At 73.1% G+C, this 23,567-nt stretch carries 21 protein-coding genes; 3 read left to right on the top strand and 18 right to left on the bottom strand.

Going from position 1 to position 23,567, the window contains the following annotated elements; translation table 11 throughout:
- Positions 1-76 precede the first annotated feature (76 nt).
- The 4 genes from AW16_RS0100375 to AW16_RS0100360 all read right to left on the bottom strand — a co-directional run bounded on the left by AW16_RS0100375 (position 77) and on the right by AW16_RS0100360 (position 3,177).
- Positions 77-448 (bottom strand): hypothetical protein, encoded by a 372-nt coding sequence (locus AW16_RS0100375; RefSeq protein WP_029287134.1) that lies wholly within the window; start codon positions 446-448, stop codon positions 77-79.
- Positions 448-819: a DUF948 domain-containing protein gene (locus tag AW16_RS0100370; protein ID WP_029287132.1), complete on the bottom strand. Its 372-nt coding sequence runs from the start codon at positions 817-819 to the stop codon at positions 448-450. Before AW16_RS0100370 ends, AW16_RS0100375 begins: the two co-directional genes overlap by 1 nt.
- Positions 820-960: 141 nt before the next feature.
- Positions 961-1,587 (bottom strand): 30S ribosomal protein S4, encoded by a 627-nt coding sequence (gene rpsD, locus AW16_RS0100365; protein WP_029287130.1) that lies wholly within the window; start codon positions 1,585-1,587, stop codon positions 961-963.
- Positions 1,588-1,815: 228 nt separating this feature from the next.
- Entirely contained in the window at positions 1,816-3,177 is a 1,362-nt protein-coding gene (locus AW16_RS0100360) for a replication-associated recombination protein A (protein WP_029287128.1), read from the bottom strand.
- A 113-nt stretch (positions 3,178-3,290) separates the two neighbouring features.
- On the opposite strand from AW16_RS0100360, the gene AW16_RS0100355 reads away from it, so the two are divergent.
- The 3 genes from AW16_RS0100355 (at position 3,291) to AW16_RS0100345 (ending at position 6,253) form a co-directional block, all read left to right on the top strand.
- On the top strand, positions 3,291-5,525 hold the full coding sequence (locus tag AW16_RS0100355; RefSeq protein WP_029287126.1) for an MMPL family transporter: 2,235 nt from the start codon (positions 3,291-3,293) through the stop codon (positions 5,523-5,525).
- Positions 5,526-5,595: 70 nt separating this feature from the next.
- Positions 5,596-5,922, top strand: a complete 327-nt coding sequence (locus tag AW16_RS0100350; protein ID WP_029287124.1) for a hypothetical protein — start codon at positions 5,596-5,598, stop codon at positions 5,920-5,922.
- A 16-nt stretch (positions 5,923-5,938) separates the two neighbouring features.
- On the top strand, positions 5,939-6,253 hold the full coding sequence (locus AW16_RS0100345) for a hypothetical protein (RefSeq protein WP_156043997.1): 315 nt from the start codon (positions 5,939-5,941) through the stop codon (positions 6,251-6,253).
- Positions 6,254-6,256: 3 nt separating this feature from the next.
- Here the strand turns inward: AW16_RS0100345 and aspS are convergent, their stop codons facing one another.
- From aspS to AW16_RS0100275, 14 genes are all read right to left on the bottom strand, one after another.
- Positions 6,257-8,029, bottom strand: coding sequence for an aspartate--tRNA ligase (gene aspS, locus AW16_RS0100340; RefSeq protein WP_029287120.1), 1,773 nt, complete (start codon positions 8,027-8,029; stop codon positions 6,257-6,259).
- A 95-nt stretch (positions 8,030-8,124) separates the two neighbouring features.
- Positions 8,125-9,141 (bottom strand): Rv2578c family radical SAM protein, encoded by a 1,017-nt coding sequence (locus AW16_RS0100335; RefSeq protein WP_029287118.1) that lies wholly within the window; start codon positions 9,139-9,141, stop codon positions 8,125-8,127.
- A gap of 55 nt (positions 9,142-9,196) precedes the next feature.
- Positions 9,197-10,249, bottom strand: coding sequence for a hypothetical protein (locus AW16_RS0100330; RefSeq protein WP_029287116.1), 1,053 nt, complete (start codon positions 10,247-10,249; stop codon positions 9,197-9,199).
- Positions 10,243-10,860: a hypothetical protein gene (locus AW16_RS0100325; protein WP_029287114.1), complete on the bottom strand. Its 618-nt coding sequence runs from the start codon at positions 10,858-10,860 to the stop codon at positions 10,243-10,245. Before AW16_RS0100325 ends, AW16_RS0100330 begins: the two co-directional genes overlap by 7 nt.
- A 132-nt stretch (positions 10,861-10,992) precedes the next feature.
- Positions 10,993-11,559, bottom strand: a complete 567-nt coding sequence (locus tag AW16_RS0100320) for a hypothetical protein (protein WP_029287112.1) — start codon at positions 11,557-11,559, stop codon at positions 10,993-10,995.
- On the bottom strand, positions 11,556-13,667 hold the full coding sequence (locus tag AW16_RS0100315) for a DUF6571 family protein (protein ID WP_156043996.1): 2,112 nt from the start codon (positions 13,665-13,667) through the stop codon (positions 11,556-11,558). The genes AW16_RS0100320 and AW16_RS0100315 overlap by 4 nt, the downstream gene beginning before the upstream one ends.
- A 12-nt stretch (positions 13,668-13,679) precedes the next feature.
- Complete coding sequence (locus AW16_RS0100310) at positions 13,680-13,970, bottom strand: hypothetical protein (protein WP_029287108.1); 291 nt, start codon at positions 13,968-13,970, stop codon at positions 13,680-13,682.
- A gap of 64 nt (positions 13,971-14,034) precedes the next feature.
- The gene (locus AW16_RS0100305) at positions 14,035-18,654 is read right to left on the bottom strand and encodes an FtsK/SpoIIIE domain-containing protein (protein ID WP_029287106.1); all 4,620 of its coding nucleotides are present in this window, start codon (positions 18,652-18,654) and stop codon (positions 14,035-14,037) included.
- Between the two features lie 90 nt (positions 18,655-18,744).
- Complete coding sequence (locus AW16_RS0100300) at positions 18,745-19,017, bottom strand: WXG100 family type VII secretion target (protein WP_029287104.1); 273 nt, start codon at positions 19,015-19,017, stop codon at positions 18,745-18,747.
- A 112-nt stretch (positions 19,018-19,129) separates the two neighbouring features.
- Entirely contained in the window at positions 19,130-21,991 is a 2,862-nt protein-coding gene (locus AW16_RS0100295; RefSeq protein WP_051681536.1) for a bacterial transcriptional activator domain-containing protein, read from the bottom strand.
- Positions 21,988-22,443, bottom strand: a complete 456-nt coding sequence (locus AW16_RS0100290) for a pilus assembly protein TadG-related protein (protein WP_029287100.1) — start codon at positions 22,441-22,443, stop codon at positions 21,988-21,990. Before AW16_RS0100290 ends, AW16_RS0100295 begins: the two co-directional genes overlap by 4 nt.
- The gene (locus tag AW16_RS0100285; RefSeq protein ID WP_197021511.1) at positions 22,443-22,886 is read right to left on the bottom strand and encodes a TadE/TadG family type IV pilus assembly protein; all 444 of its coding nucleotides are present in this window, start codon (positions 22,884-22,886) and stop codon (positions 22,443-22,445) included. Before AW16_RS0100285 ends, AW16_RS0100290 begins: the two co-directional genes overlap by 1 nt.
- Complete coding sequence (locus AW16_RS0100280; protein WP_051681535.1) at positions 22,883-23,299, bottom strand: TadE/TadG family type IV pilus assembly protein; 417 nt, start codon at positions 23,297-23,299, stop codon at positions 22,883-22,885. Before AW16_RS0100280 ends, AW16_RS0100285 begins: the two co-directional genes overlap by 4 nt.
- Positions 23,296-23,538, bottom strand: coding sequence for a hypothetical protein (locus AW16_RS0100275; protein ID WP_231495897.1), 243 nt, complete (start codon positions 23,536-23,538; stop codon positions 23,296-23,298). Before AW16_RS0100275 ends, AW16_RS0100280 begins: the two co-directional genes overlap by 4 nt.
- Positions 23,539-23,567: the final 29 nt, after the last annotated feature.

Raw genomic sequence — 23,567 nt, 5'->3', positions numbered from 1 at the left:
TCCGTGCGGGCCCGGTCTGTCCTGCTCAGAAGCCTGTCCTGCTCGGAAGCCTGTCCTGCTCTGAAGCCTGTCCTGCTCAGAAGAAGGCGGCGTCGCCGTCGTCGTCCGGGTCCTCGGTGGGGCCGGCCCAGTCGGCGGGCACCGTGGCCGTGCGGGGCTCGCGCGGGCGGAAGCGGGAGCGCAGGTCGTCGAGGTGCTCGTCACGGTGCGCCCGCACGTCGTCGACGTCGACGTCGCCGACGAGGTCGTGCATGAGCTGCGCCGAGCGCTCGGCGATGCCCGCGTGGAACTCCGAGCGGGCGGTGTTCCACGCTCGTCCCAGGCGGAACGCACCGTCCGCGACCTCGGTGGTGCCGGCCGGCAGGTACTCGGCAGCCCACTGGCGACCCTTGCGGACCACCACGACCGTCACGGCGACGCCGACGCCCACCCAGAACAGCCGACGCATCAGCCGCGCCCCTTGCGCGCACCCGCCGCGAACCCGCCGAACGCACGGCGGACCCCGTAGGAGAACGCCGCGACCCGGACCATCGGGGCACCGACCGTCGCGGAGAACAGCGCCGTGAGCGCCGAGACGTTCTGCGACACCTGGGCCGCGGACGTCGTCACGGTGTCGATGTTGGCGAGCTGGCCGTTGCCTGACGCGACGAGCTGAGCGGTCTCGTCCAGCACCGGCAGCGAGTGCTCGGTGAGCTCCTTGACCGACTGCGTCGTCTCGTCGAACACCCGCCCGAGCTTGACGAGCGGCACGGCCAGCAGGCCGACGAGCAGCACGAACGCGATCGCGGCGATCAGCCCCGCGACGTCACCCACCGACATCCGACAACCTCCCTGGTCCCGACCGGCAAACCCTACCCGCCCGCACCAGCCTGCACCGACGCGGTACGCGCACGGACCGACCCACCGACGACGAACGCCCCGTCCGCGGGCTGCGCGGACGGGGCGTCGGAACGGCTGGTATCAGCGGGCGTAGTACTCGACGACCAGCTGGACCTCGCACGTCACGGGGACCTCGGCACGCTTGGGCGCACGCACGAGGACGGCCGACAGCTTCTCGAGCTGGACGTCCAGGTAGCCCGGGACGGCCGGCAGGACGTCGCGGTGCGCACCGGCGGCGGCGACCTGGAACGGCGTCGTGGCCTGGCTCTTCGGCTTGACCTGGAGCGTCTGGCCCGACTTCACGCGGAAGGAGGGGCGGTCGACGATCTTGCCGTCCACGAGGATGTGGCGGTGGGTGACGGCCTGGCGCGCCTGCAGGATGGTGCGGGCGAAGCCCGAGCGCAGCACGAGCGCGTCGAGGCGGACCTCGAGGTTCTCGACGAGCGCCTCACCGGTCAGGCCCGGGGCCTTGCGGGCGTCCTCGTACGCACGGGCGAGCTGCTTCTCGCGCAGCGCGTACTGGGCGCGCAGACGCTGCTTCTCGCGCAGACGGACCGCGTAGTCCGACTCGGTGCGGCGACGCGCGCGGCCGTGCTCACCGGGCGGGTAGGGGCGCTTCTCGAAGTGCTTGACGGCCTTGGGCGTCAGGGCCAGGCCGAGGGCGCGGCTCAGGCGGACCTGGCGGCGCGAACGGGTCACACTGCTCACAGAGATACTTCCTGTCGTTCGTTGACGTCACACCCGTCGCGGGGAGTCCGGACGGGAGTGGGGCCGACCTCGGTGCGGCGCGAGCCGCGGGCTAGGGCCCCAGGTGGTCGTCCCACCGCGACCCAGCAGGGCATGGCGGTCCGGACGACCCGTCTACTGTACCGGCTCGCGCCACGATCTCCGAACCACCTGCGGCTCCCGCGGGCGTGGCATCCGCCTCACCCCTGGTCACCCTTCGTCGGGGCGCAAGATCTGCCGCACACGCTCGAGCCGCTCGCCGAGCTGTCGCTCGTACCCGCGGTCGGTCGGCTCGTAGTACCGCGATCCGACGAGCTCGTCGGGCAGGTACTGCTGCGCGGCCACGCCGTGCGGCTCGTCGTGCGCGTACACGTAGCCCTTGCCGTGCCCCAGGCCCTTCGCCCCCGCGTAGTGCGCGTCGCGCAGGTGCGGCGGCACCGTGCCGACGCGACCCGCACGGACGTCGGCCAGGGCTGCGTCGATGCCGCGGTACGACGCGTTCGACTTGGGGGCGCTCGCGACGTGCACGACGGCCTCGGCGAGCACGATCCGTCCTTCGGGCATCCCGATGAGCTGGACGGCCTGCGCCGCGGCGACCGCCGTCTGCAGCGCGCTGGGGTCGGCCATGCCCACGTCCTCCGCCGCGGCGATCACCACACGCCGGGCGATGAAGCGCGGGTCCTCCCCCGCCGCGACCATGCGAGCGAGGTAGTGCAGCGCGGCGTCCACGTCCGAGCCGCGCATCGACTTGATGAACGCGCTGATGACGTCGTAGTGCTGGTCGCCGTCCCGGTCGTACCGGACCGCCGCGACGTCCACCGCACGTTCGACCGCGGCGAGGTCGACGACGGCCTCGTCCTCCTGCAGCGCGGCCCCCGCGGCTGCCTCCAGGATCGTCAGCGCCTTGCGCGCGTCGCCGCCGGCGAGCCGGACGAGCTGCTCGAGCGCGTCGTCGTCCAGCGTGACCGCGCGCGCGAGCCCGCGCTCGTCCTCGACCGCGCGCCGCACGAGGCCGGACACGTCGTCGCTCGACAGCGGCTGCAGGGTCAGGAGCAGCGAACGGGACAGGAGCGGCGAGTTCACCGAGAACGACGGGTTCTCGGTGGTCGCTGCCACGAGCGTGACCCAGCGGTTCTCGACGCTCGGCAGGAGCGCGTCCTGCTGCGCCTTCGTGAAGCGGTGCACCTCGTCGATGAACAGCACGGTCTCGGCGCCCTCGGTCGCGAGCGCACGGCGCGCGTCGTCGATCACGGCACGCACGTCCTTGACCCCGGCCGTCACGGCCGACAGCTCCACGAAGCGGCGACCCGACGACACCGCGACGAGGTACGCGAGCGTCGTCTTGCCCGTGCCCGGCGGCCCCCACAGCACGACCGACGACGGAGCGGCGCGCCGCGTCGCGTCGTCGGCGGGCTCCACCAGACGGCGCAGCGGCGAGCCGGGGCGCAGCAGGTGCCCCTGCCCGGCGACCTCGTCGATCGACCGCGGCCGCATCCGCACCGCGAGCGGGGCACCGGGACCGGCCGCCGGCAGGCCCGCGTCGGTCGAGACTGCGGCGCCGAACAGATCCATGCCCGCAGGGTACGCACGGCTGCTGACACCACGTGGCACACCCGGTTCCCGCAGGGGTGACGCCACCCGGCTGCCGTGTGCACCCGGGCCCACGGACCTGCGACGATGGCGCCGTGTTCGCTCGTCTCGGCCGCTCCGTGGCCCACCACCCCCGCCTCACCGTCGCGGTGTGGGTCGTCGTCGCCGTGCTGGGCTACGCGGTCGCCGTCCTCGGCGTGCACGGAGAGAACCTGTTCGACCGCCTCTCCACGGGCGAGCCCGCGGTCCCTGGCTCGGAGAGCTCGCAGGGACGCGCGATCCTCGCGAAGGCCGACGACGCCGGAGACTCGCTGACGCTGATCCTCTCGGGCGTCGACCCGACGACCTCCGGCCTGGACGACGCTCTCGACCCCGCGCGCACGGACCTGCGCGCGATCGACGGCGTCGGCTCGGTCGTCGACCCGCTCGCGCTGCCGCACGGCGTCGACAACCCCGCCGCCGCGCCGCTGGTCGCGAAGGACGGCGACGGGTTCCTCGTCGTCGTGCAGCTCGAACCGGGCCTCGCAGAGTCCGCCTCGGGCACCGCGCTCGCCGCTGTCGAGAAGCGGCTCGACGCCGTGCCGGACGAGCTGCGTCCGCTCGCCCCGGACGTCACGGGGGTCGTCGGCGGGACACCGCTCATCTACGGCGCGATCACCGACCAGGTCGAGGCCGACCTGCGGACCGGCGAGGCCATCGCCCTGCCCATCGCGCTGCTGGTCATGGTGCTGGTGTTCGGCGGGTTCCTCGCGGCGGCCATGCCGATGGCGGGGGCGATCGCGTCGATCGCGGGCGGCCTCGCGGCGCTGCTCGGTCTCTCGTACGTCATGGAGCTCGACTCGTCGGTCGTCAACGTCGTCACCGTGCTCGGCCTCGGCCTGTCGATCGACTACGGCCTGCTCATCGTCTCGAGGTTCCGCGAGGAGCTGCACCGGCTCGTCGACGTCGACGAGGGGCGTGCCTCCCGGCGACGGCGCGGCGACGGCGCGGTGCTCACTGCGGTCGAGACCACCATGGCGACCGCGGGCCGGACCGTGGCCTTCTCGGCCGTGACGGTCGCGATCTCGATCGCGAGCCTGCTGGTGCTCAGCCCGGAGATCCTGCGTGCGGTCGGTGCGGCCGGGTGCGCCGTCATCCTCGTCGCGGTCGCGACGGCCCTCACGCTGGTCCCCGCGCTGCTGGTCCTCGCCGGACGCAGGCTCACGCGTCCCTCGGTGCTCGCACGTGTGCCCGTGCTGCGCACGGTCCTGGCGCGGACCGCCGACGTGCAGACCGAGGAGGGCCTGTTCTCGCGGCTCGCGGGCCGCGTGCAGCGCCGTCCGTGGTGGGTGCTCGGCGGCGTCGTCGTCGTGCTCGGGCTGCTCGCGCTGCCGCTGGGGCACCTCGAGCTGCGCAACTCGACCACCCAGCTGCTCCCGCAGGGCAGCACGCAGCGCGAGTTCGTCGACACGCTCGCGGCGCAGTACCCCGCGAGCACGTCGCCGGCCATCACCGTGGTCGCGCAGACGTCGCTCGACGACGCGACCGCGTGGGCCTCGACGCTCGAGGGGCTCGACGACGTGCGCTCGGTGGACGCACCCGCCGCGGTCGACTCGTACGTCGTCGTCGGCGTCCGCCCCGCGACGAACGACCCGGGCGACGCGACCGCGCGCTCGGTCGTGACGGAGATCCGTGACCTCGACACCACGTTCCCGGTGTGGGTGACCGGCCAGGCCGCGTCCGAGATCGACTTCACGGCCGCGCTGCGCGCCGGTGGACCGTGGGCGGCACTGATCGTGGGGCTCGCGACGTTCGCGCTCCTGTTCCTCATGACCGGTTCGGTGGTCATCCCCCTCAAGGCGCTCGTGACCAACGTCGTGTCGCTCGCGGCGTCGCTCGGCGTCCTCGTGTGGGCGTTCCAGGACGGCCACCTCTCCGGCCTCCTCGGCTTCACGCCCACGGGAGGCATCGAGACGTACGTCCTCGCGATGGTCATCGCCTTCGCGTTCGGCCTCGCGATGGACTACGAGGTGTTCCTCGTCTCGCGGATCAAGGAGCTGCACGACGCGGGGGCGTCCGACGACGACGCGGTCCGGCTCGGGCTGCAGCGCTCCGGGCGGATCATCACGTCGGCAGCCGCGATCATCATCGTGGTGTTCGCCGGGTTCGTGGCCGGCAAGCTGCTGGTCATCAAGGAGGTCGGCTTCGCGCTCGCCGTCGCCGTGCTGATCGACGCGACGATCGTGCGGCTGCTGCTCGTACCCGCCACGATGACCGTCCTCGGGTCCGCGAACTGGTGGGCGCCCGCGTGGATGAAGCGCGTGCACGAGCGGCTCTCGATCACGCACTGACCGGCACGCGCTCGCCAGATCACCCGGATGCGCGGCCACGCCCGCCCCGCGCGCTGCTAGACATGCGGGCATGACTCCCCACGACCGGCACCGCGCGCTCGTCCGGCGTGCACGCCGGTGGACGCTCGTGCTCGGGGCTCCGCTCGCGCTCCTGCTCGCGGAGCTCGTCTACCGCTGGGTGAACCACGACCCGGGCGGCGCGTTCATCTTCTTCGTGACGGGCGTGTACCTCATCCCGACGTCGATGATCCTGCGGAACCTCTGGCTGCGCGCGCACCGCGAGCGCGTGGACGTGCCGGTCGCCGCACGGCCGGTCGCCGGACCACCGGTCGACGACGAGCCCGCGGTGCACCGCGCGTTCGCGGCCGACGCCGAGCAGCCGCCCACCCGATGGTGACGACCGTGGAGCTGACGTGAGCCGGCACATGCGCATCCTGCTGGCAGGCCTCGCCACCGCGGCGATCGTCGGCGCCGTCGTCATGCTCGTCGTCCAGATGTTCGCCGCCATCGGCAGCTGGGCGCCGCTCGTGCTCTCGGTGTTCGTCGTGGCGTTCTGGATCCTGCCGCGGTGGCTGCCACCGGCGCTCGACCCCTGGGCGCCCGAGGCCTGGGTCCGCTACCTCGGCTCGCTGTGGCGCTGGGCGCTCGACGAGCCGTTCGACCCGTCGTCGGTCGAGCCGACGCAGCCGCCGCGGCCCGTCGGGAGCGACGGACCGCGGCGCTGGTGACGCTCAGGCCTGTGCAGTCGGCGCCTTCGGCCTGGCGTCCACGCCGGCCTCACGACGCTGCTCCGCCGTGATCGGCGCGGGCGCCTGCGTGAGGGGGTCGAAGCCGCCGCCCGACTTCGGGAAGGCGATGACCTCGCGGATCGACTCCGACGCCGTCAGCAGCGCGACGATGCGGTCCCAGCCGAACGCGATCCCGCCGTGCGGCGGCGCACCGAACTGGAACGCGTCGAGCAGGAAGCCGAACTTCTCCTGCGCCTCGTCGGGTCCGATGCCCATGACCTCGAACACGCGCTCCTGCACGTCGCGGCGGTGGATACGGATCGAGCCGCCACCGATCTCGTTGCCGTTGCAGACGATGTCGTACGCGTAGGCCAGCGCCTCACCCGGGTCCTGCTCGAACGTGTCGATCCAGTCCGGGGTGGGCGACGTGAAGGCGTGGTGCACGGCCGTCCAGGCGCCGCCGCCGACCGCCACGTCGTCGTCCTCGCCCGTGGGCTTGAACAGCGGGGCGTCGACCACCCAGACGAACTCCCACGCGTCGGGGTCGATCAGCCCACCGCGGCGGCCGATCTCCAGGCGCGCGGCACCGAGCAGGGCGCGAGCCTCGCTGGTCTTGCCCGCGGCGAAGAAGATCGCGTCACCCGGGCTCGCGCCGACGGCCGCGACGAGGCCTGCGCGCTCGTCGTCGGTGATGTTCTTGGCGACGGGTCCCCCGAGCTCGCCGTCCTCGCCGACCGTGACGTACGCGAGGCCCTTGGCGCCGCGCTGCTTGGCCCACTCCTGCCACGCGTCGAACCCACGGCGCGGCGTGCTCGCCCCGCCCGGCTGCACCACCGCGCCGACGTACGGCGCCTGGAACACGCGGAACGAGGTGTCCTTGAAGTAGTCGGTGAGCTCGACCAGCTCGAGACCGAAGCGCAGGTCCGGCTTGTCCGAGCCGTAGCGCGCCATCGCGTCCGCGAACGTCATCCGCCGGATGGGCGTGGGGATCTCGACGTCGACCAGGCGCCACAGCGCGACGACGATCTGCTCGCCGAGGGCGATCACGTCGTCCTGCTCGACGAAGCTCATCTCGATGTCGAGCTGCGTGAACTCCGGCTGCCGGTCGGCACGGAAGTCCTCGTCCCGGTAGCAGCGCGCGATCTGGTAGTAGCGCTCGAGGCCGGCGACCATCAGCAGCTGCTTGAACAGCTGCGGCGACTGCGGCAGCGCGTACCAGCTTCCCGGTGCGAGACGCGCCGGGACCAGGAAGTCGCGTGCGCCCTCCGGCGTGCTCCGCGTCAGAGTCGGGGTCTCGACCTCGACGAAGTCCTGCGCGTCGAGGACCGCGCGGGCCGCGGCGTTGGCCTTGGCCCGGAGGCGCAGGGCCCTGGCCGGCGCGGGGCGACGCAGGTCCAGGTAGCGGTGCTTGAGGCGCGCCTCCTCGCCGATCGTCTCGTCGAGCGAGCTCGACACCTGGAACGGCAGCGGCGCGGACTCGTTGAGGACGACCACGTCGGTCGCGACGACCTCGATCTCACCCGTCGCCAGGTTGGCGTTCTCGTTGCCCTCGGGGCGACGCCCGACCTCACCCGTCACCTGCAGCACGTACTCGGCGCGCAGGCCGTGCGCGACAGCCTCGTCCCGGATGACGACCTGGGCGATGCCCGAGGCGTCGCGCAGGTCGACGAACGCGACACCGCCGTGATCCCGCCGGCGGTCCACCCAGCCCGTGAGGGTGACGGTGGAGCCGATGTGCTCGGCTCGCAGCGAGCCGGCGGTGTGGGTGCGGAGCACGGCTGGTCCTTCTCTCGGGGATCTCGGTGGCGACGCGTCGGGCATCGTGCTGGTCGTCGTGCCCGACGACGCGTCCGGTCGATCCTAGTGGGCCGTCAGAACAGCGTCGGCGCCATCTCGGCGGCCGCCGGTCCGGGGCGCACCGGAGCCCGACCGTCCCGGTGACCCGCGGGCCGGTCGAAGCCGTGCCGCACCAGCAACGGGCGGACGCGCTCCTGCAGCCACCGCGAGTACTCGCGCGGCACGTAGGCGCCCGCCCGGTAGAGACGCTCGTAGCGCACGACGAGCTCAGGGCGGTGGGTCCGCAGCCAGTCGAGGAGCAGCGGCTTCACCGCACCGCGCAGGTGCAGGGCCAGCACCGTCGCTCCCGTGGCGCCCGCGTCGCGCAGCCTGCGCAGCAGGTCGTCGAGCTCGTCACGCCCGTCCGTCAGCCACGGCAGGACGGGCGCGACCATCACACCGCACGCAAGTCCCGCCTCGCGCACGGCCGTCACGAGCTCGAGCCTCGCGCGCGGGGTCGGCGTCCCGGGCTCGAGCTGCTGCTGCAGCGCCTCGTCACCGATCGCGATCGAGACCGACACCCCGACGTCGACGTGCTCCGCGGCGGACGCGAGCAGCGGCAGGTCCCGACGCAGCAGCGTGCCCTTGGTGAGGATCGACAGGGGCGTGCGCGCACGCACGAGCGCGTCGACGATGCCCGGCATGAACCCGTACCGCCCCTCGGCGCGCTGGTAGGGATCGGTGTTGGTGCCCAGCGCGACCGCCTCGCGAGCCCACGACCTGCGCCCCAGCTCGGCGCGCAGCACCTCGACCACGTTCGTCTTGACGACCACCTGCGTCTCGAAGTCCCGGCCCGCGTCGAGATCCAGGTACTCGTGCGTCGGCCGGGCGAAGCAGTACGCGCACGCGTGCGTGCAGCCCCGGAACGGGTTCACCGTCCACCGGAACGGCATCGCCGACGCCTCCGGCACGCGGTTCAGCGCGCTGCGGGCCAGCACCTCGTGGAAGGTGACCCCCTGGAACTCCGGGGTGCGCACGCTGCGCTGGAACCCGCCGAGGGCGAGCCCGGGCAGGGCAACGTCGTCGTCCGCCCGCTGCCCGTCCCATCGCATGCACCCATGCGAACACGTGTTCGAACCGGTGTCAACGGCGCGCCTCGTGGCCGCGTCAGGGTGCCGAGGTCGCGAGGCTCTCGATCTCTGCGACGGGGACCTCGGCGTAGGCGTCCGAGACGACGTCGGGCAGCGCGGTCGGCTGGGCGTTCTGGCTCGAGACCCACGACGACGTCCAGGTGGCCCGCGCGTGCAGCGTGGCCGTCGGCTCCGAGTGGCCCTGCTTCACGGGCAGCGACGCGCTCGATCGCGCGAACGTCAGCGCGCAGTCCGTGCCCGACGCCCCAGCAGTCCACGGCGTGCCCGGGTCCGGGCAGGTCGACGACGGCGCACCGGGTGCGCTCAGCGCCAGGCCGGAGAACTTGGCGTCCACCCGCGCCCACGTGCCTGCTGCCTCAGCCGTGACCTGCGCCGACTCGAGCGTCCCCGTGAGCCACACCCACGTCTTCATCCCGACGAAGGTCGCGGCGTCGCCGTCGCGGCGAGGGTTCCAGTGGATGTCCCCTGCCGAGAGCTTCATCGAGTCCTGGGCGACGTCCCGCAGGACGACGGGGTCGATCACTGCCACGTCCGGCGGGTTGTCGTCCGCGTCCACCCATACCGACGGGTGGGCGGCGAACCACGCGTCGGCGACCTTGAAGAACCCGCTCGTGTCGGTGTTGTCCTTCCAGTACGCGCTCGAGCAGGTGCCGCCGTACCAGTGCCCCTCGTCGTCGTCCTTGTGGTCCTCGTAGCCCGGGTAAGGCTTGTACGGACCGTCACCCGCGGCCGTGTGGTGCCAGTCGAACTCGGCCTTGCCGCTGTCGACCCACTCGGCGTACTCCTTGCCGGACATGCTCTGCTCGTACCAGCACACCGGGTGCACCCACGTGCTCGACGGCGGCACCGTGACGCTCTGACCGCCCTGCTGCACGGTCGTGCCCCAGACCTTCACGACGATCGAACCGTCAGGGTGCGACGACCCCTGTGATCCGCAGTCGCCGATGCGGCCGCAGTTGCCCTCGTCGGCCACCGCCGCCGTCGCCGACGTGAGCGCGATGCCACCTGCCAGAGCGACCGCGCCGACGACGGCCAGGACGCGCCGCGGGACCGCTCGACGGGTCAGCACGGGTCACCGACCGAGTACCCCTGCAGGCGCCACACCCCGTCGACCGAGGGCGACACCTCCAGCTTGATGACCGCGCGGTCGGGACCGGCCACCTTCTTGCCGTCGCGCACGAAGTAGGCGTCCTCCCAGGAGTTGCACATCTGCACGATCGCGACCTTGCTGCTGCCGTCGACCGACAGGTACGTGTCCACCTCGTTGCCGCGTACCGAGCTGCCGCGCTTCCTGTTGCCGTCGACGAGGTCCTTGACCTGCTTCCTGGTGTCCTTCGTCGTGACGTCCGAGAGCCCTGACGAGAGCTTCCCGTCGACGAGCGAGCGCCAGTTCTCGACCTCGAAGCGCATCGCGGTGTCGATCGCGGCCGCCTGCCAGCCCGTGGTCCCCGTGGGGATCTTCTCGAACGTGATGCCCAGCTTCGGGTCGGACCGGTCGGCGAGCGCGAAGCCCGACGCCGTCGGCGTGGGGGTGCTCGCCTGCGTCGAGCTGGGTGGCGGGGCGGCCGACGTCGTCGCAGGACCGAGCGTGAGGGAGGGTGCCGATGCAGCGTCGTCGGAGGTGCCGCAGGCCGCCAGCACCGCCGCCGTGAGCACCGCGGCGACCGATGCCGCCGCCACCGTACGAGTTTCCCTCGCCCGCCTCATCTGCTCCCCCGTCGTCGTCCGTCCACCGTCAAGATCTCGTGCCAAGGTACCCAAACCCGGCAGGCGTCGCAGAATCGAGCGGCCGCCGCGCGTCGTCGGTCGAGGTCAGCCGGACAGCCCCTGCGAGTCCGCGACCTGCAACGACAGCGCGGGCAGGTCCTTCAGCGGGTCACGGCCCTCACCCTTGAAGGTGCTCGTGAGCACCACCGCCTGGTCGCCCACGAACACGACGGAGGTCCCTCCCACGGCGCCGGTCCACCCGCCGCCGTCGATCCCGTCGTAGGCGACGTCCGGGGGGATCACGCCCTTCGCGGTGCCGTCCACCTGCGCCCGGTAGTCCTTGCCCTCCGCCGAGGAGGCCGGTACGAGCTCGACCGACAGCATCGCCCCGGAGACGAAGCGCTTGTCGGTCGGCCACACGTCGCACACGCGCGTGCCGTCGGCCCGCGCCTCGGACAGGTCGCCCTCGACCCTGCCGACGTCGAGCCCGATGGCGGTCTCGACGTCGGCACGGTCCATGCCACAGACCAGGTCTGCACCCGCCGCCGGTGTGCTCGGGATCGCGGTTGTCACGGGCTCCTCCTTGTTCTGGGACGTGCAGCCGGTCGAGAGTGCCGCCGTGAGCAGGAGCACGGCGGCGAGCGCGACAGCGCGGGGGCGCGCCGCGCTCACTGGGGCAGCCCCCACTTCGAGCGGTACGTGTTCGTCACTGTCTGCTGCACGATCGACTTCATGGCGGACGTGTCGTACCACTTCTGGTAGGCCGTCGAGTCAGTCTTGAACGACGGAGGCGGTCCGGGGTCGATCGCGGCGGCCGGCGGCGGCCGGAAGTCGTAGCCCTTCGCCGCGGCCCCCCTGACGGCGTCGTCGGAGAAGTAGCCGCTCTGCAGGAGCTGGTTCATCGTCGCGTCGCAGAGCTGCTGCTGGACCGTGCTGCTCAGCTTCTCGTACGTCGCGCCGGAGTCCTCCTGCACGCTGTCCTTGATCGCGTCCAGGGTCGCATCCTTGCCCTGGTCCACCGCGAAGTTGAGCCACTTGGGCTTGATCTCCGGGATGTACGGGATCGCCGAGGCGATGCTGAGCGCGTCCGAGATCGCCTCCGCCCGCTTCTTCTGGAACTCCTCGTCGGACTTGTCGCCCTTGAACGCCGAGTCGAGCGCCCAGCTGAGCGCGTTCGCGCCGTTGGTGAAGGCGGGGCTCGCGTCGTCCATCGTCCCGCCCGTGATGAAGTTCGCCGCGGCGTTGGGCTGGTTCTTCAGCGCGGTGGTCAGGCCCTTCGTGGCAGCCATGTTCTGCGCCTGGAAGAGCCCGGTCAGCAACGGCGTGACGTCGCCCTGGTTCTCCCCCAGCGTGCCGATGAGCTTCGTGAGCAGCGCCTTGTCCATGACCGCCCCGTACGGCATGTCGTCGTCGAACAGGTCGCCGCTGCCGTTCATCGACCAGCCGTTGCCGAGCTCGTCGAGGTCGTCTCCGTCGTGCTGACCCATGCGGTACACGTCGGCCGCGTAGGACCCGAGCATCTGGGAGATGTGCGGGCGCAGACCGTCCCACATCTTCCAGCCCTCGTGCTGCCCGAAGAACAGCCACCCGTCCGACTGCCCCTCGCCCGTCTTGTTGCCGATGAGGGCGAACGTCTGCGACGCGATCTCGGCCGAGACGCGGCCCTCGTAGCCGCTGTCGCGGAGCTTGGTGGTCGCGGCCTCGAGCGCAGAGCCGAGGGCACCCCCGTTCGTCGGGTCGATGTCCCAGCGGCGATCGAGCACCAGGTACGCCAGCCGCTCGTTGACGCTCACGTCCTTGCCGTCGAGCGTGACCTTCCGCTGGTCGCCGCCCGAGAAGAAGCTCTGCGCCACCTGCGGGTTGTGCCCCAGCGCGTTCATGACGCCGCTCATCGGGTCACGGAACCGGCGGCCCTCGGCGTCGTACACGCCGTACTCGCTCGACACGTCGGACCCCTTCGGGTCCCACACCTTCCCGCGCTCGTCGCCCACCTTGCGCTCGTAGTCGTAGACGCCGCTCGCGATCGTGCTCAGGAACGAGTCGCCGTACCGGCCGCTGTTCAGCAGGACCGTCAGCGCGTTCGCCCGGTCCTGACGACCGTCGCCGCCCTCGTAGTAGGGCGACGACGGGACCTCGGCCTCGATCGTGTCGAGCCAGCTCTGCGCGTACCCGGACGGCAGCGCGAGGTCGCCCGTGGCGCGGGTCGCCGTGGCCATCGTGCCCGACATACCGTTCAGGAGCTTGCCGTACCAGGCGTTCGCCTTGTCGAGCTCCTCCTGCGTGCGGTTGCCGTCCTGGTGCGTGCGGTTGTACGAGAGCTTGGCCACGACGTCGGCGAGCTCGTCGGCGGTCAGTGCCTTGGCGAAACCCGCGGCGAAGTAGGGGTCGTTCTGCATCTCGACGACCTGCGCGACGAGGTCGTCGTCCGGCTTGCCGCCGTCGCGCAGGGCCTGCGCAGCCTCCTTGCCCGCCTGCTCGGCCTTGTCCGGGTCCATCGACGTGATGTCCGTGACGTCGTCGAGCTCGACCTTGCCCTTCTCCCACGACGGCTTCGACCCCTCGAGCGCCTGCGCGAGCGCGAGCCGGCGCCGCGCGGTCGGGAGCTCGTCACGCGCCCAGTCCGCAGGCCCCTTCAGCGCGGCGCTGCGGGACGTGTCCAGGTTGTAGTGCGACAAGGTGGACTGCAGCGACGTGCGCGCGCCGTCGAGCGCCTCGATACCGCTCTCGAGCCCGCTGACCACGCGGCCCATCCCCAGGACGTCGATCTTTGCGACAGCCATCTGCTCCGCCTCTCAGTGCCATCTGGCCCGGTAGTCGGTCTTGTCGACCTTGGCGGGTTCGCGCGAGTGCCGCGACGTCATCTCGTCGACGCAGTCCTGCGCCGCGTCGCCCGCCGACGACTGCTTCGACGTGCACGTCGAGGAGAACGCGTCCGCCGTCGTGCTCACCCAGGCGTCGTTGGCGAGCGCGCTCAGGGTCGTGGCGAACGCGGAGCCCGCCGCCGACGCCTGCGTCCGGGCCCCGGGCGTCGCACCGCTCAGCGCCGTCCGGTAACGGTTCTCGACCTTGTCGTCGTCGGTCACGCCGTCTCCTCTTCTCGGGGTCTGCGCCCACCGTGGGGCTCCACGTTCGCGTCGTCGGACCGGGTCACGGCAGCGGCACCTGCACCGACTGCCACTGCCCGCCGAGCGACAGGATGCCTCGTCCTGGGGTCGAGCCGCCGATCACCGAGCGCGGCATCCGCAGGCCGAACACGTCGCCGTCGTTGGGTGACGACGGCGACAGCAGCAACCCGGAACGGGACTTCTTCAGCGCCGGCGCCGGACCACGGTACGACCCGGACAACTCGTCCGTGGTGCCCGCGCCGACGACGAGGCCCGGCCGGTCGCGGAGCTCTCCGAGGTGCTCGACGACGGCGTCGGCCAACGTGCCGTCGGTTCCGAGCAGCTCGAGGTCGTCGACCAGCAGCATCGTCGGCCGGTCGGCCGTCGGCACGAGCCGCGCCAGGACCTCCTTGACCTCGTCGCGCGTCGACTCGAGCGTCAGCTCACCCACGAGCCGGTCGGCACCCTGCAGGTCGCGCAAGGGGCTGCGCCGCGGTGTCACGGTCGCGACGGCCCAGCCACGGTCCAGCGCGGAGGTCGCCATCGTCACGAGCGCGGTGCTACGGCCGGAGCGCCGGGGGCCGACGACGAGCAGGCCGGGGCCGTGCTCCTCTGCCTCGAACCCGAACAGCTCGAGGCTGTCCCCGCCCACGCCGGCCGGGACAGCCGTGCGCGAGAGGTCTCGCGGACCCAGCTCTCGCGCCTGGGCGAGCGTGATCCTCGTCGGCAGGTCGTCGACGCGGAACGGCACCTGCGCAGCGCTCCCCCGCGGCTCGCTCTCGGCGCGCTCGGTCGCCCGCCGCGCGATCCGCTGGAGCGCGGCGACCTGCTCCGCACCGCCGACCTCGGGGTCCAGCACCGCGACCTGGACCTCCTGCGACCCCTGCGACCGGAACGCACGGCCGTCGCGGACGTCCCCCGGCACGTCACGCACGTTCATGCCGACGGCCGAGTAGTCCCCCGCCTCGGGCATGCGCAGCATGAGTCGGTCCTCGGTCAGCGTCGAGATGCGGCCGACGAGCAGGCTCCGGTCGCCGCTGAGCACGACCTTCACGCCGGCCCCCGGACCCTCCTGCAGGATCTGCGTCCACAGGTCGACGAGCACGCCCTGGTCGTAGTCCTCGAACGCCTGGATGAAACCTTCCCAGCGGTCGAGCAGGACCACCACGTAGGGCAGCCGCTCGTCGGCCGGGACACCCGCGCGCTGCTCGGTGACGTCCGCGAACGACTGCTCCGCGAGCAGCCGCTGCCGGCGCGAGATCTCGGCGCGCAGCCGCCTGGTCAGGCGCGCCAGCCGCTCGGGCTGGTCGCGGCTCACGACCGCACCCGTGTGCGGCAGCCCCACGAGCGGGAGCAGCGCGTTGTTGCCGCAGTCCACGCCGTACAGGTGCACGTCGCGCGGCGACACGCGCTCACCGACCGCCGCGGCGAGCGTGCGCAGCACCGTCGACCGTCCCGAGCGCGACGCCCCGATGACCGCGAGGTGACCGCCCCGCGCGACGTCGTGCACCGCGATGTCGCGGCTCTGCTGCGACGGCAGGTCGACCAGGCCGTACGGCAGCGCGAACGGCGACGCCGGGAGCTCGGTCCCCGACTCCGCCACGAGATCGTCGAGCGTGACCACGTCGGGCAGGGCGGGAAGCCACGGCGGTGGCGGGGCCGCGACGTGCGTGCTGTCCGCGGCACCACGCACGGCCTCCACGAGCGCCGCCAGGTCGGTCGGCGTGTCGACCTCGTCCTCCTGCGAGCCGCGCTGCGTGGGCACCGGCCGGCCGAGCGCCGGCCAGCTCAGCGGCGCGACGCTGACCGAGCCGCCCGTGGTCGCGGCGGGAGGGCGTCCCCCGACGCGCGACGCCTGGAACGCGACGAGGCTCGAGTGCCCGAGCCGCGCGTATGCCCGGCCCGGCAGGTTCTGCGGGATCTCGGCCGACTCGGGCCCCTCGATGACGTCCTGGCTGTCGTTGCGGTCGGTGACCCGCAGGGCGATCCGCAGGTTGGTGTTGGACTTGATCTCCGCGCTCACCACGCCCGCGGGCCGCTGGGTCGCCAGCAGCAGGTGGACGCCGAGCGAGCGCCCCCGGCGCGCGATGTCGACGAGGCCCGTGACGAAGTCCGGCAGCTCGGCGACGAGAGCGGCGAACTCGTCGATCACGATGAGCAGGCGGGGCATCGGCTCGTCGTGCGGGCCGCGTGCGGCCAGGTAGTCCACGATGTCCTTGGCGCCGGCACCCGCGAGCTGGTGCTCGCGCCGGCGCAGCTCGGCCGCGAGGCTCTCGAGCGCTCGCGTGGTCAGGTGGGTGTCGAGGTCCGTCACCATGCCGACCGTGTGCGGCAGGTTCTTACAGTCCTTGAACGCCGCGCCACCCTTGTAGTCGACGAGCACGAACGTCATCTCGTCGGGCCGGTTGCCGACCGCGAGGGACGCGATGAGCGTCTGCAGGAGCTCCGACTTGCCCGAGCCCGTCGTGCCGGCCACCAGGCCGTGCGGACCGTCGGCGCTCACGTCGACGGTGAACAGACCGTCGCCGGTCTCGCCGATGACGGCACTCGTCGTCCGTCCGCCGCCGGACCAGCGCTGCGCGACGGCCTCGGGGCGCGGCGGGTCCAGCTCGAGCACGTCGAGCAGCCGCGAGCTCGTCGGGAGCGTGGACGACAGGTCCTCCGAGCTGATGTCGCGCACCGGGGCGAGCGCGCGGCCCAGGCGTTCGAGCCACGCGGGGTCGACGAGGTCTGCGCGCACGCCCTCGACGGGGTCGTGCCCCGCGACGGTCACCGTCGCGGTCGCACCGTCCAGGGTCACCACGGCACGGCACTCCTCGGGCAGCTGGCGCTCCTGCTCGTCGAGGCACAGGAAGAGCACGCCGACAGCGGGCCCCTCGCGCAGCAGCGTCACCAGACCGGGCAGGAGCCGGATCCTGCGTGCCCCGTCGAGCACGACGAGCACCGGCGGCGGCAGCAGCTCGGACGCACGCGAGAATCCCTGCTCGCCGCGCGACGCCGCCTTGCGACGCTCGACCAGGTCGAGCAGCTCCGCGACGCGCCGGGCCGTCGTCTCGTCGTCGTTGCCGACCGAGACGAGCGGCCCGGCGTCGCGGCGCGTGTGCGGGAGCCAGCGCACCCAGCGCCACTCGTCCGAGCTCGGCTCGGCCAGCAGCACCACGCTCACGTCGGCCGGTGAGTGCGACGCGGCGACCTGAGCGACCATCCAGCCGGCCAGCCTGCGTCGCTCGTCGTCGGGACCTGCGACACCCGTGACCCCGGTGCGCGCGAGCGGCACCGCGACCGGGACGTCGGCGGCCGTCCAGTGCTGCACGCGCTCGTGGTCGTCGCGCGCCGGGTCACGCAGCGACACCTCGCTCGGCACGTCCGCCGTGCCGATGCGGGCCAGCATCCAGTCCGGGTCGGTGCGGCGACGCTCCCACAGCCGCGAGCGTGGTCCGGTGGCGAACAGCAGCACCGTCGCCGGGTCGGGCAGCTCGCGACGGCGCGCGGCGCTCTCGCTCGTCAGCGCGGCGTACGCGTCCGTCTGCACCCGGGCCGTCCGCTCCGCGAACGTCCGCACCGCCTCGACGTGCTGGCCGCGCCGGGACCGCCGCGACGACACCCAGTTGGAGATCGCCATCGCCGGCGAGAGCGCCATGATGATCAGCGAGTACGGGGAGTGCGAGAAGTAGTACATCGCTCCGCCCATGAGGACGGGAAGCACGATCATCGCGACGGGGAACCGCTGCCGCTCGGGCGTGCGAGGTTCGGCCGGGAGGCGGAACTCGGTGCTCCGGACCGGGGGCAGCAGGCGCGGCGGACGGTTGAAGTCCAGCGTCGCGCCCTCCGGGCTCGGGGACAGCGAGGCGTCGGCCGGCTCGTGCTCCGAGAGCTCGAGCAGCGTGTCTCCGACGACGAGCGGCTCTCCCGTGCGCCACGAGCGCGGCTCCCTCACCGCACGGCGGCCCAGGTGCACCAGCGGCCTGTCCGACTCGGGATCGAGCTCGTCGATCCCCGCGGTCGTCCCGCGCGCACGCTCGAGCAGCGCCCCGTACCCCCGACCACGCCGCCCGCGCGAGGCGACCGGGCCCTCCTCGGTCTCCCCCTCGCGCACCACCACCGGGCCGTCGAGCGGGTGCGCGCGGACCGGCGCGGGGACCGTGAGCGCCGCGACGTCCGCAGGCACGGTGACCGTGACGGTCCCGTCGATGCCGACGTCCAGGGCTGCGCCCGCCGCCGGGCCGTCCGCGACGCGGATGGAGCACGCAGCGCCCGTCCCGACCTCGTGCCGTCCGGGAGCGAGGCGGTACACGCGGCCCGCGCCGCGCCCCGACACCACACGTACCTCGCACACGCCGGTCGGCTCGGACCACTCGTCGCCCGGGTCCGCCCCGAGGCCCACGACGTGGCCGTGCCGCAACGGGCTCGTCTCGAGCGTGAGCCCGGGGTCCAGCTCACGGCCGCGCCACCACAGCGGGACGGGTCCGCCCGCCGCGGCGCGTGTCACCTCCACGACGCCCAGGTGCCCCGAACCGCGCGGCACGACGCTGTGGTGCTCGACGCCGAGAGCGCCCGCGAGCGCCGCCGCCAGGTCGCCCACGCGAGCCCCCGGCGCACAGTCCGTCACGACGTCGAGCGCACCCGGCTGCCCGGGGACGACGACGCTGACGATCAGCCGCACTGGTTCCTCCTGCGGGGGTCGAGGGACGGACAACGGGCAGCGGCCCGCCCCGACCGGGGCGGGCCGCCGACCGCAACGATCACATCACGATCAGATGCGGTCGCTCTCGCCCGTGGCCGCGGCGATGTTGTTGTGGTTCGTCTTGACGTCCTTGGCCGCACCGTCGAGCGCGTCGTGGAGCTTGTCGAGGTTCGCGCGGTAGTCCTGCCACGCGGTGCGGAAGTCCTCGGAGTACTTGCCGGTCCACACCGCGCTCTCGAGAGCCTGGTCGACCTTGGTCTTGATGTCGTGCGCCTCCTGCGCCTTCGCGACGAAGGTCTTGTGGAGCGACTGAAGGGTACTGAGCTCTGCACCGACTGCCACGGAGTTCTCCTTTGTCCTGTACGACGCCCTTGCTGACGTCGTACCGATCGTCTGACGCTATCGTCCGTTTCGTCCGTCGGCAGGCGGTTCCCACAGATCGGACCCGTCCGGGTCAACCGGACAGCTGTTGGGAGGGCGGTGCGTCGGGGCTCCACACCCCGGGCGCCAGCTCCTCGACGAGGGCGGCCGTGGGCGCCGAGACCTCGCGCACCCCGGCGTCGCGCAGCTCGCGTGCCATCTCGTCGGCCGCGGCCCGTACGCCCTGCGGACCCTGCTCCGCCGACACCGCTCGCAGCAGGTCCCGCCAGAGCAGCTCCTCGGTCGGCGCGGCGCCCAGACCCGCGGCGACCGCGCGGCGTGCGCCCTCGGGGTCGTTCCCGTCGAGCTCCAGGACCGCGAGCCGGTGCGCCGCGTCGACGACGAGCGTGCGCGCGTCGCGCTCGAGCCGGGCGCGCGCCAGCCACGAGTACCTGCCGGGCGGCACGTCCTGGACCGCCTCGCCGCGCACCAGGCCGAGCGCCTCGCGCAGCGCGGCGGCCTCGTCGGCGCGGCTCCTGGCCTCGCGGGACGTGGCCAGCAGCGAGCGGAAGACGTCCCAGTCGAGCACGGCACGCGCGCCGAGGACGAGGTCCCCGTCGATCGTGTGCCGTAGGTGGGGCGTGCCGTGGGCGTCCTTCCCGAGCCACTCGCGCGCACGCGCCACCGTGGCGTTGACGACCGCGGTCGTGACGCCACGCGGCCACACCGCCGCACCGAGCACGGTCGGGTGCACGCCCTCGGGGTGCAGCGCGAGGTGCACCACCAGCTCGGTGCACAGGTCGCGCCGCTCGTCCTCGATCGGACCCGCGGCCTCGACACGCGGCTCGCCGAGCACCAGGACGCGCACGGGCGCGGCCCACAGGTCGGCGTTGCCCAGCGCCCGGTCCGCAGGCGGGAGGTCGGGTCGCTCGAGGTGCCCCTCGACCTCGACCCCGCCGACGGGCTCGTCGGGCAGCTCGTCAGGCGCCACGAGCTCTCCGATAGCGGCGACGCCGGCCGCCGAGAGCCGGTTGGCCGTGACCAGCACACCGAGCGGGCCGATCGACAGCGCGCCGTCGGCGTCCACCTCGATGCGCCACCGTGCACCGGGGACGTCGCCCACGACGACGGCCCCCCACGCGGCACGCGCACCGTCGGCCGACAGCTCGGCGAGGCGCTGCGCGACGTCCGGCGCGAGCGGCGTGCCGGACACGAGGTACTCGGGCACCGCGGCCGCACCCCGCCCGCGCAGACGTCCCGCGAGCACGTCCGACCCGAGCACGTCGGCCCGCTGCGCGGACAGCTCGGGCAGCACGTCCGCGGCCTCCTGGACGGCGCGGTAGCGCTCGCCGCCGATGTCCTCGAGCGCGGCCGGGAGCCCGACTCCCGTGACCCGCAGCACGTCGGACCAGCCGTTCGTGACGAGCTCCGCGGCCACGGCCGTGGCCAGCTCGCGTGCGGCCGCCTCGTCGCCCACGATCGAGACGGGACCCTGCGCGGCCTCGAGGTCCACCAGCACGTCCGCCTCCGCGGGGCTGCGCCCGAGGGACACGAGGCCGGGGTACGGCGCCGCGACGCCGCGCACGGGTGGCAGGGAGGCGTCGGCGGCGAGGTGCCACTGGCGGCCGTCGTCGCTCGCCGTCCACGGCGCGGGCGGCTTGGTGTCACCCGGTGCGAGGAACACCGTCAGCACGGCGTCGTCGATGCTCGCGGCGTAGACCGGCGGCAGCTCGAGCCCGGCGGTCGCACGCGCGGCCGAGAGCTGGCGCAGCCCGGTGTCGAGGCGTCGGGCCCGCACGGGATCCGCGCCGACGCGCAGCGCGACCTCCATCTCGACCGCGTCGTCACCCGGCTCGGGGGTCCGACGGCGGCGGCGGACGGCGACCACGGCGGCCAGCAGGCCCGCCGCGAGCAGGCCCGCTCCGGCCAGGTCGTGGGTGCTCGAGCCCTGCTCGGACGCCGTCGCCACGACGTCGCCGCCCGTGACCCCGCTGCCCGCGTCCTCGAGCGCCGGGGCCTGTGCCACCGGCGTGCTCGCGGCAGCGTCCGAGGTGGCTTCGTCGGCCGCGCCGGCGCCGTCCGTGACGACGTGCTCGGTCACGGTCACGCGGCTCACGTCGGTCGCGTCCTCCGGCATCACGAGCAACCACCCGGGCTGGATCAGCCGCGCCAGGGTGAGCTCCTGCCCGTCGGGCTGGTCCCGACCCTTGTTGAGCTCGTAGATGTCGTGGTACCGGCGCCCTTCGCCGAGGTTGCGCTCCGCGATGTCCCAGAGGTTGTCGTGGTAGCGGCCGTCGGGCGGCTGGACGACGATGACGCGCTTGCCGACGAGCTCGCGGCCCTCGTCGTCGTCCAGGGTCAGGTCACCGAGGTGGTAGGTGCGGTGGACCTCGTGCTCGGCCGTCGGGGCGGCGTGCGCCGGCGCCTCCTCCTGGGCCGACTGCCCGGGCGTCACCGACGCCACCGCTGCGACCTGCGCCGCGGGCGCGTGGTCGACGACGGCGTGTGTCACGGCGTTCGCCTGCCCGGCCGCGGTCACGAGCAGCAGCACGGCCGCGACCAGTGTTCGCGCGGCACGCTGGCTCGGCCCGGCGAGCGGGACCCGCGTCGGCAGACCGATGCCGCGCACGGCCGAACGCAGCTCGACCGCGACGCAGACCGCGAACTGCAGCCACGCGAGCCACACGACCCACACCAGGACGGTGACGACCTGCTCGACACCGATCGCGCCCGTGAGCTGCTCACGCGTCGGGAACGAGGTCGGCAGGTGCGGGACGCCACCGAGCGCCACGAGGCCGACGGGGACGCCGACGAGCAGCACGACGAGCGCCAGCAGGGCCCCGATGCCGCCCCACCGTGAACGGGTGACCTCGAGGTCGTCGACCGTCTGCTGGAAGCGTTGCGGCCCGCGCTCGGGTTCCTGGCTGTTCGCCTTCTTGTCCGTCTGCGCGCTCACGGCGCACCCCCGATCTCGTTCACGATCCCGACGGCGGCTCGCGCCGTCGCCGTACCCGTCACGTTGAAGCTGTTCACGCCGATGAGGCTGAGCAGTGCCGTGGGCACCTCGTCCTGAACGCGCACGGTGACCGTGCGGTCGTTCGCCGTCACGTGCACGTCGTCGGCCGCGTAGCCCCGGGCGACGACGAACGCACGCGCCGACCGCTCGGCGTCCGCGGTGTCGATCCGCACCTGGCCGGTGCTGCGCAGCAGTCCCTCGTCGATCTCGTTGGCGCCAGCGCGGGCGGCCTGCTCGGCGTCGTCGAGCGCCGCGGCCCTGCCGTTGACCGCGCGACCGCCGTCCACGACGAGCCCCGCCAGGACCATGAGCGCGAAGATCAGCCCGATCACGAAGACCGACGCCGCACCCCGGTCTCCCGAGACGCGCGCTCGCTCACGCAGCGCGCGCATCACGCACCACCGACCCGGCGGTAGCGGTCGAGCGGGGCCGAGCTCTGCTCGGTCACCGTCGTCGAGCCGTGGAGGCCGATCGGCGCGAGCCCCGCCCACGAGACCTCGCACCGCAGCGTCACCGTGAGCGTCCCGCCCGCGACGAACGGGCCGTCGAGCCGGGCCGGGTCGCACGTGACGCCGTCAGGCATCGTGGCGGTGGCCGCGCTGCGGGCTGCGGACAGGGCCGATCCGGCATCGCGCTCGAGCGTCGCGGCACGCACCGCGTCGCGCGCCGCCGCCCGCACCTGGCCCTGCGTCGAGGTGAACCGGCCGAGCGCCACGACGAGCGACATGACGAGCAGCAGCGCGGGTACGAGCACGACGATCTCGACGGCCATCGAGCCCCGCTCGTCGCGCAGCCGCGCGCTGCCCCGGCGGCGCACGCCGACTCCCCGCGTCACAGGTCCGGCCTGAACTGCTCGACGGGTCCCTCGACGCTCTGCGAGATGCGCGGCGCGAAGCCCGGCACGATCTCGATCGCCCGGCCGGTGACGGTCGCGCGGACCTTGTCGTTGCCCACACGGCGCACCGTGACCTGCACCTCGTCGAGGCCCTGGCCGCCCACCTGCTTCGCGTACGTCAACCCGCGCGCCTTCGCCTGCGCGATCGCCTCGTCGGTGCCCTGACCGACGCGTGCGACACGCGCCGACTCCCGGGCGGTGGCGCCGGCGACCTCGCTGCCGTACCAGCACAGCGCGAACTGCACGACCAGGAACGTCACGACCATGAGGATGGGCGCGTAGACGACCAGCTCGATCGCGCTCGCACCGGTCTCTTCGCCCCGGCGGCGCAGAGCCCGGTGCAGGCGGGTCACGGGTTGCCGCCGCCGACCTGCGGGGTGTCCGGGTTCTTCAGCTCGCCCGCCTTCTGGTTGACGATCCGCACGATGATCACGCCGACGCCTGCGGCCAGCGCGACGAGGATCGCCGTGATGATGACCCACTCGATCGCGGAGGCACCGAGGTCCGCGCTGGACCGCGCCCTCGAGTACCTGCGGCGCAGCTCCATCAGCAGGAAACCCTGCGGCGTCAGCGGGGAGAACGAGAGAAACACGGTGCACACCCTTCGTCTGGTTCGTGGTA

It is taken from the genome of Cellulomonas sp. HZM (assembly GCF_000708885.1).
Lineage (GTDB): Bacteria > Actinomycetota > Actinomycetes > Actinomycetales > Cellulomonadaceae > Cellulomonas.
This window is presented reverse-complemented; position numbering and strand designations above follow the sequence as displayed.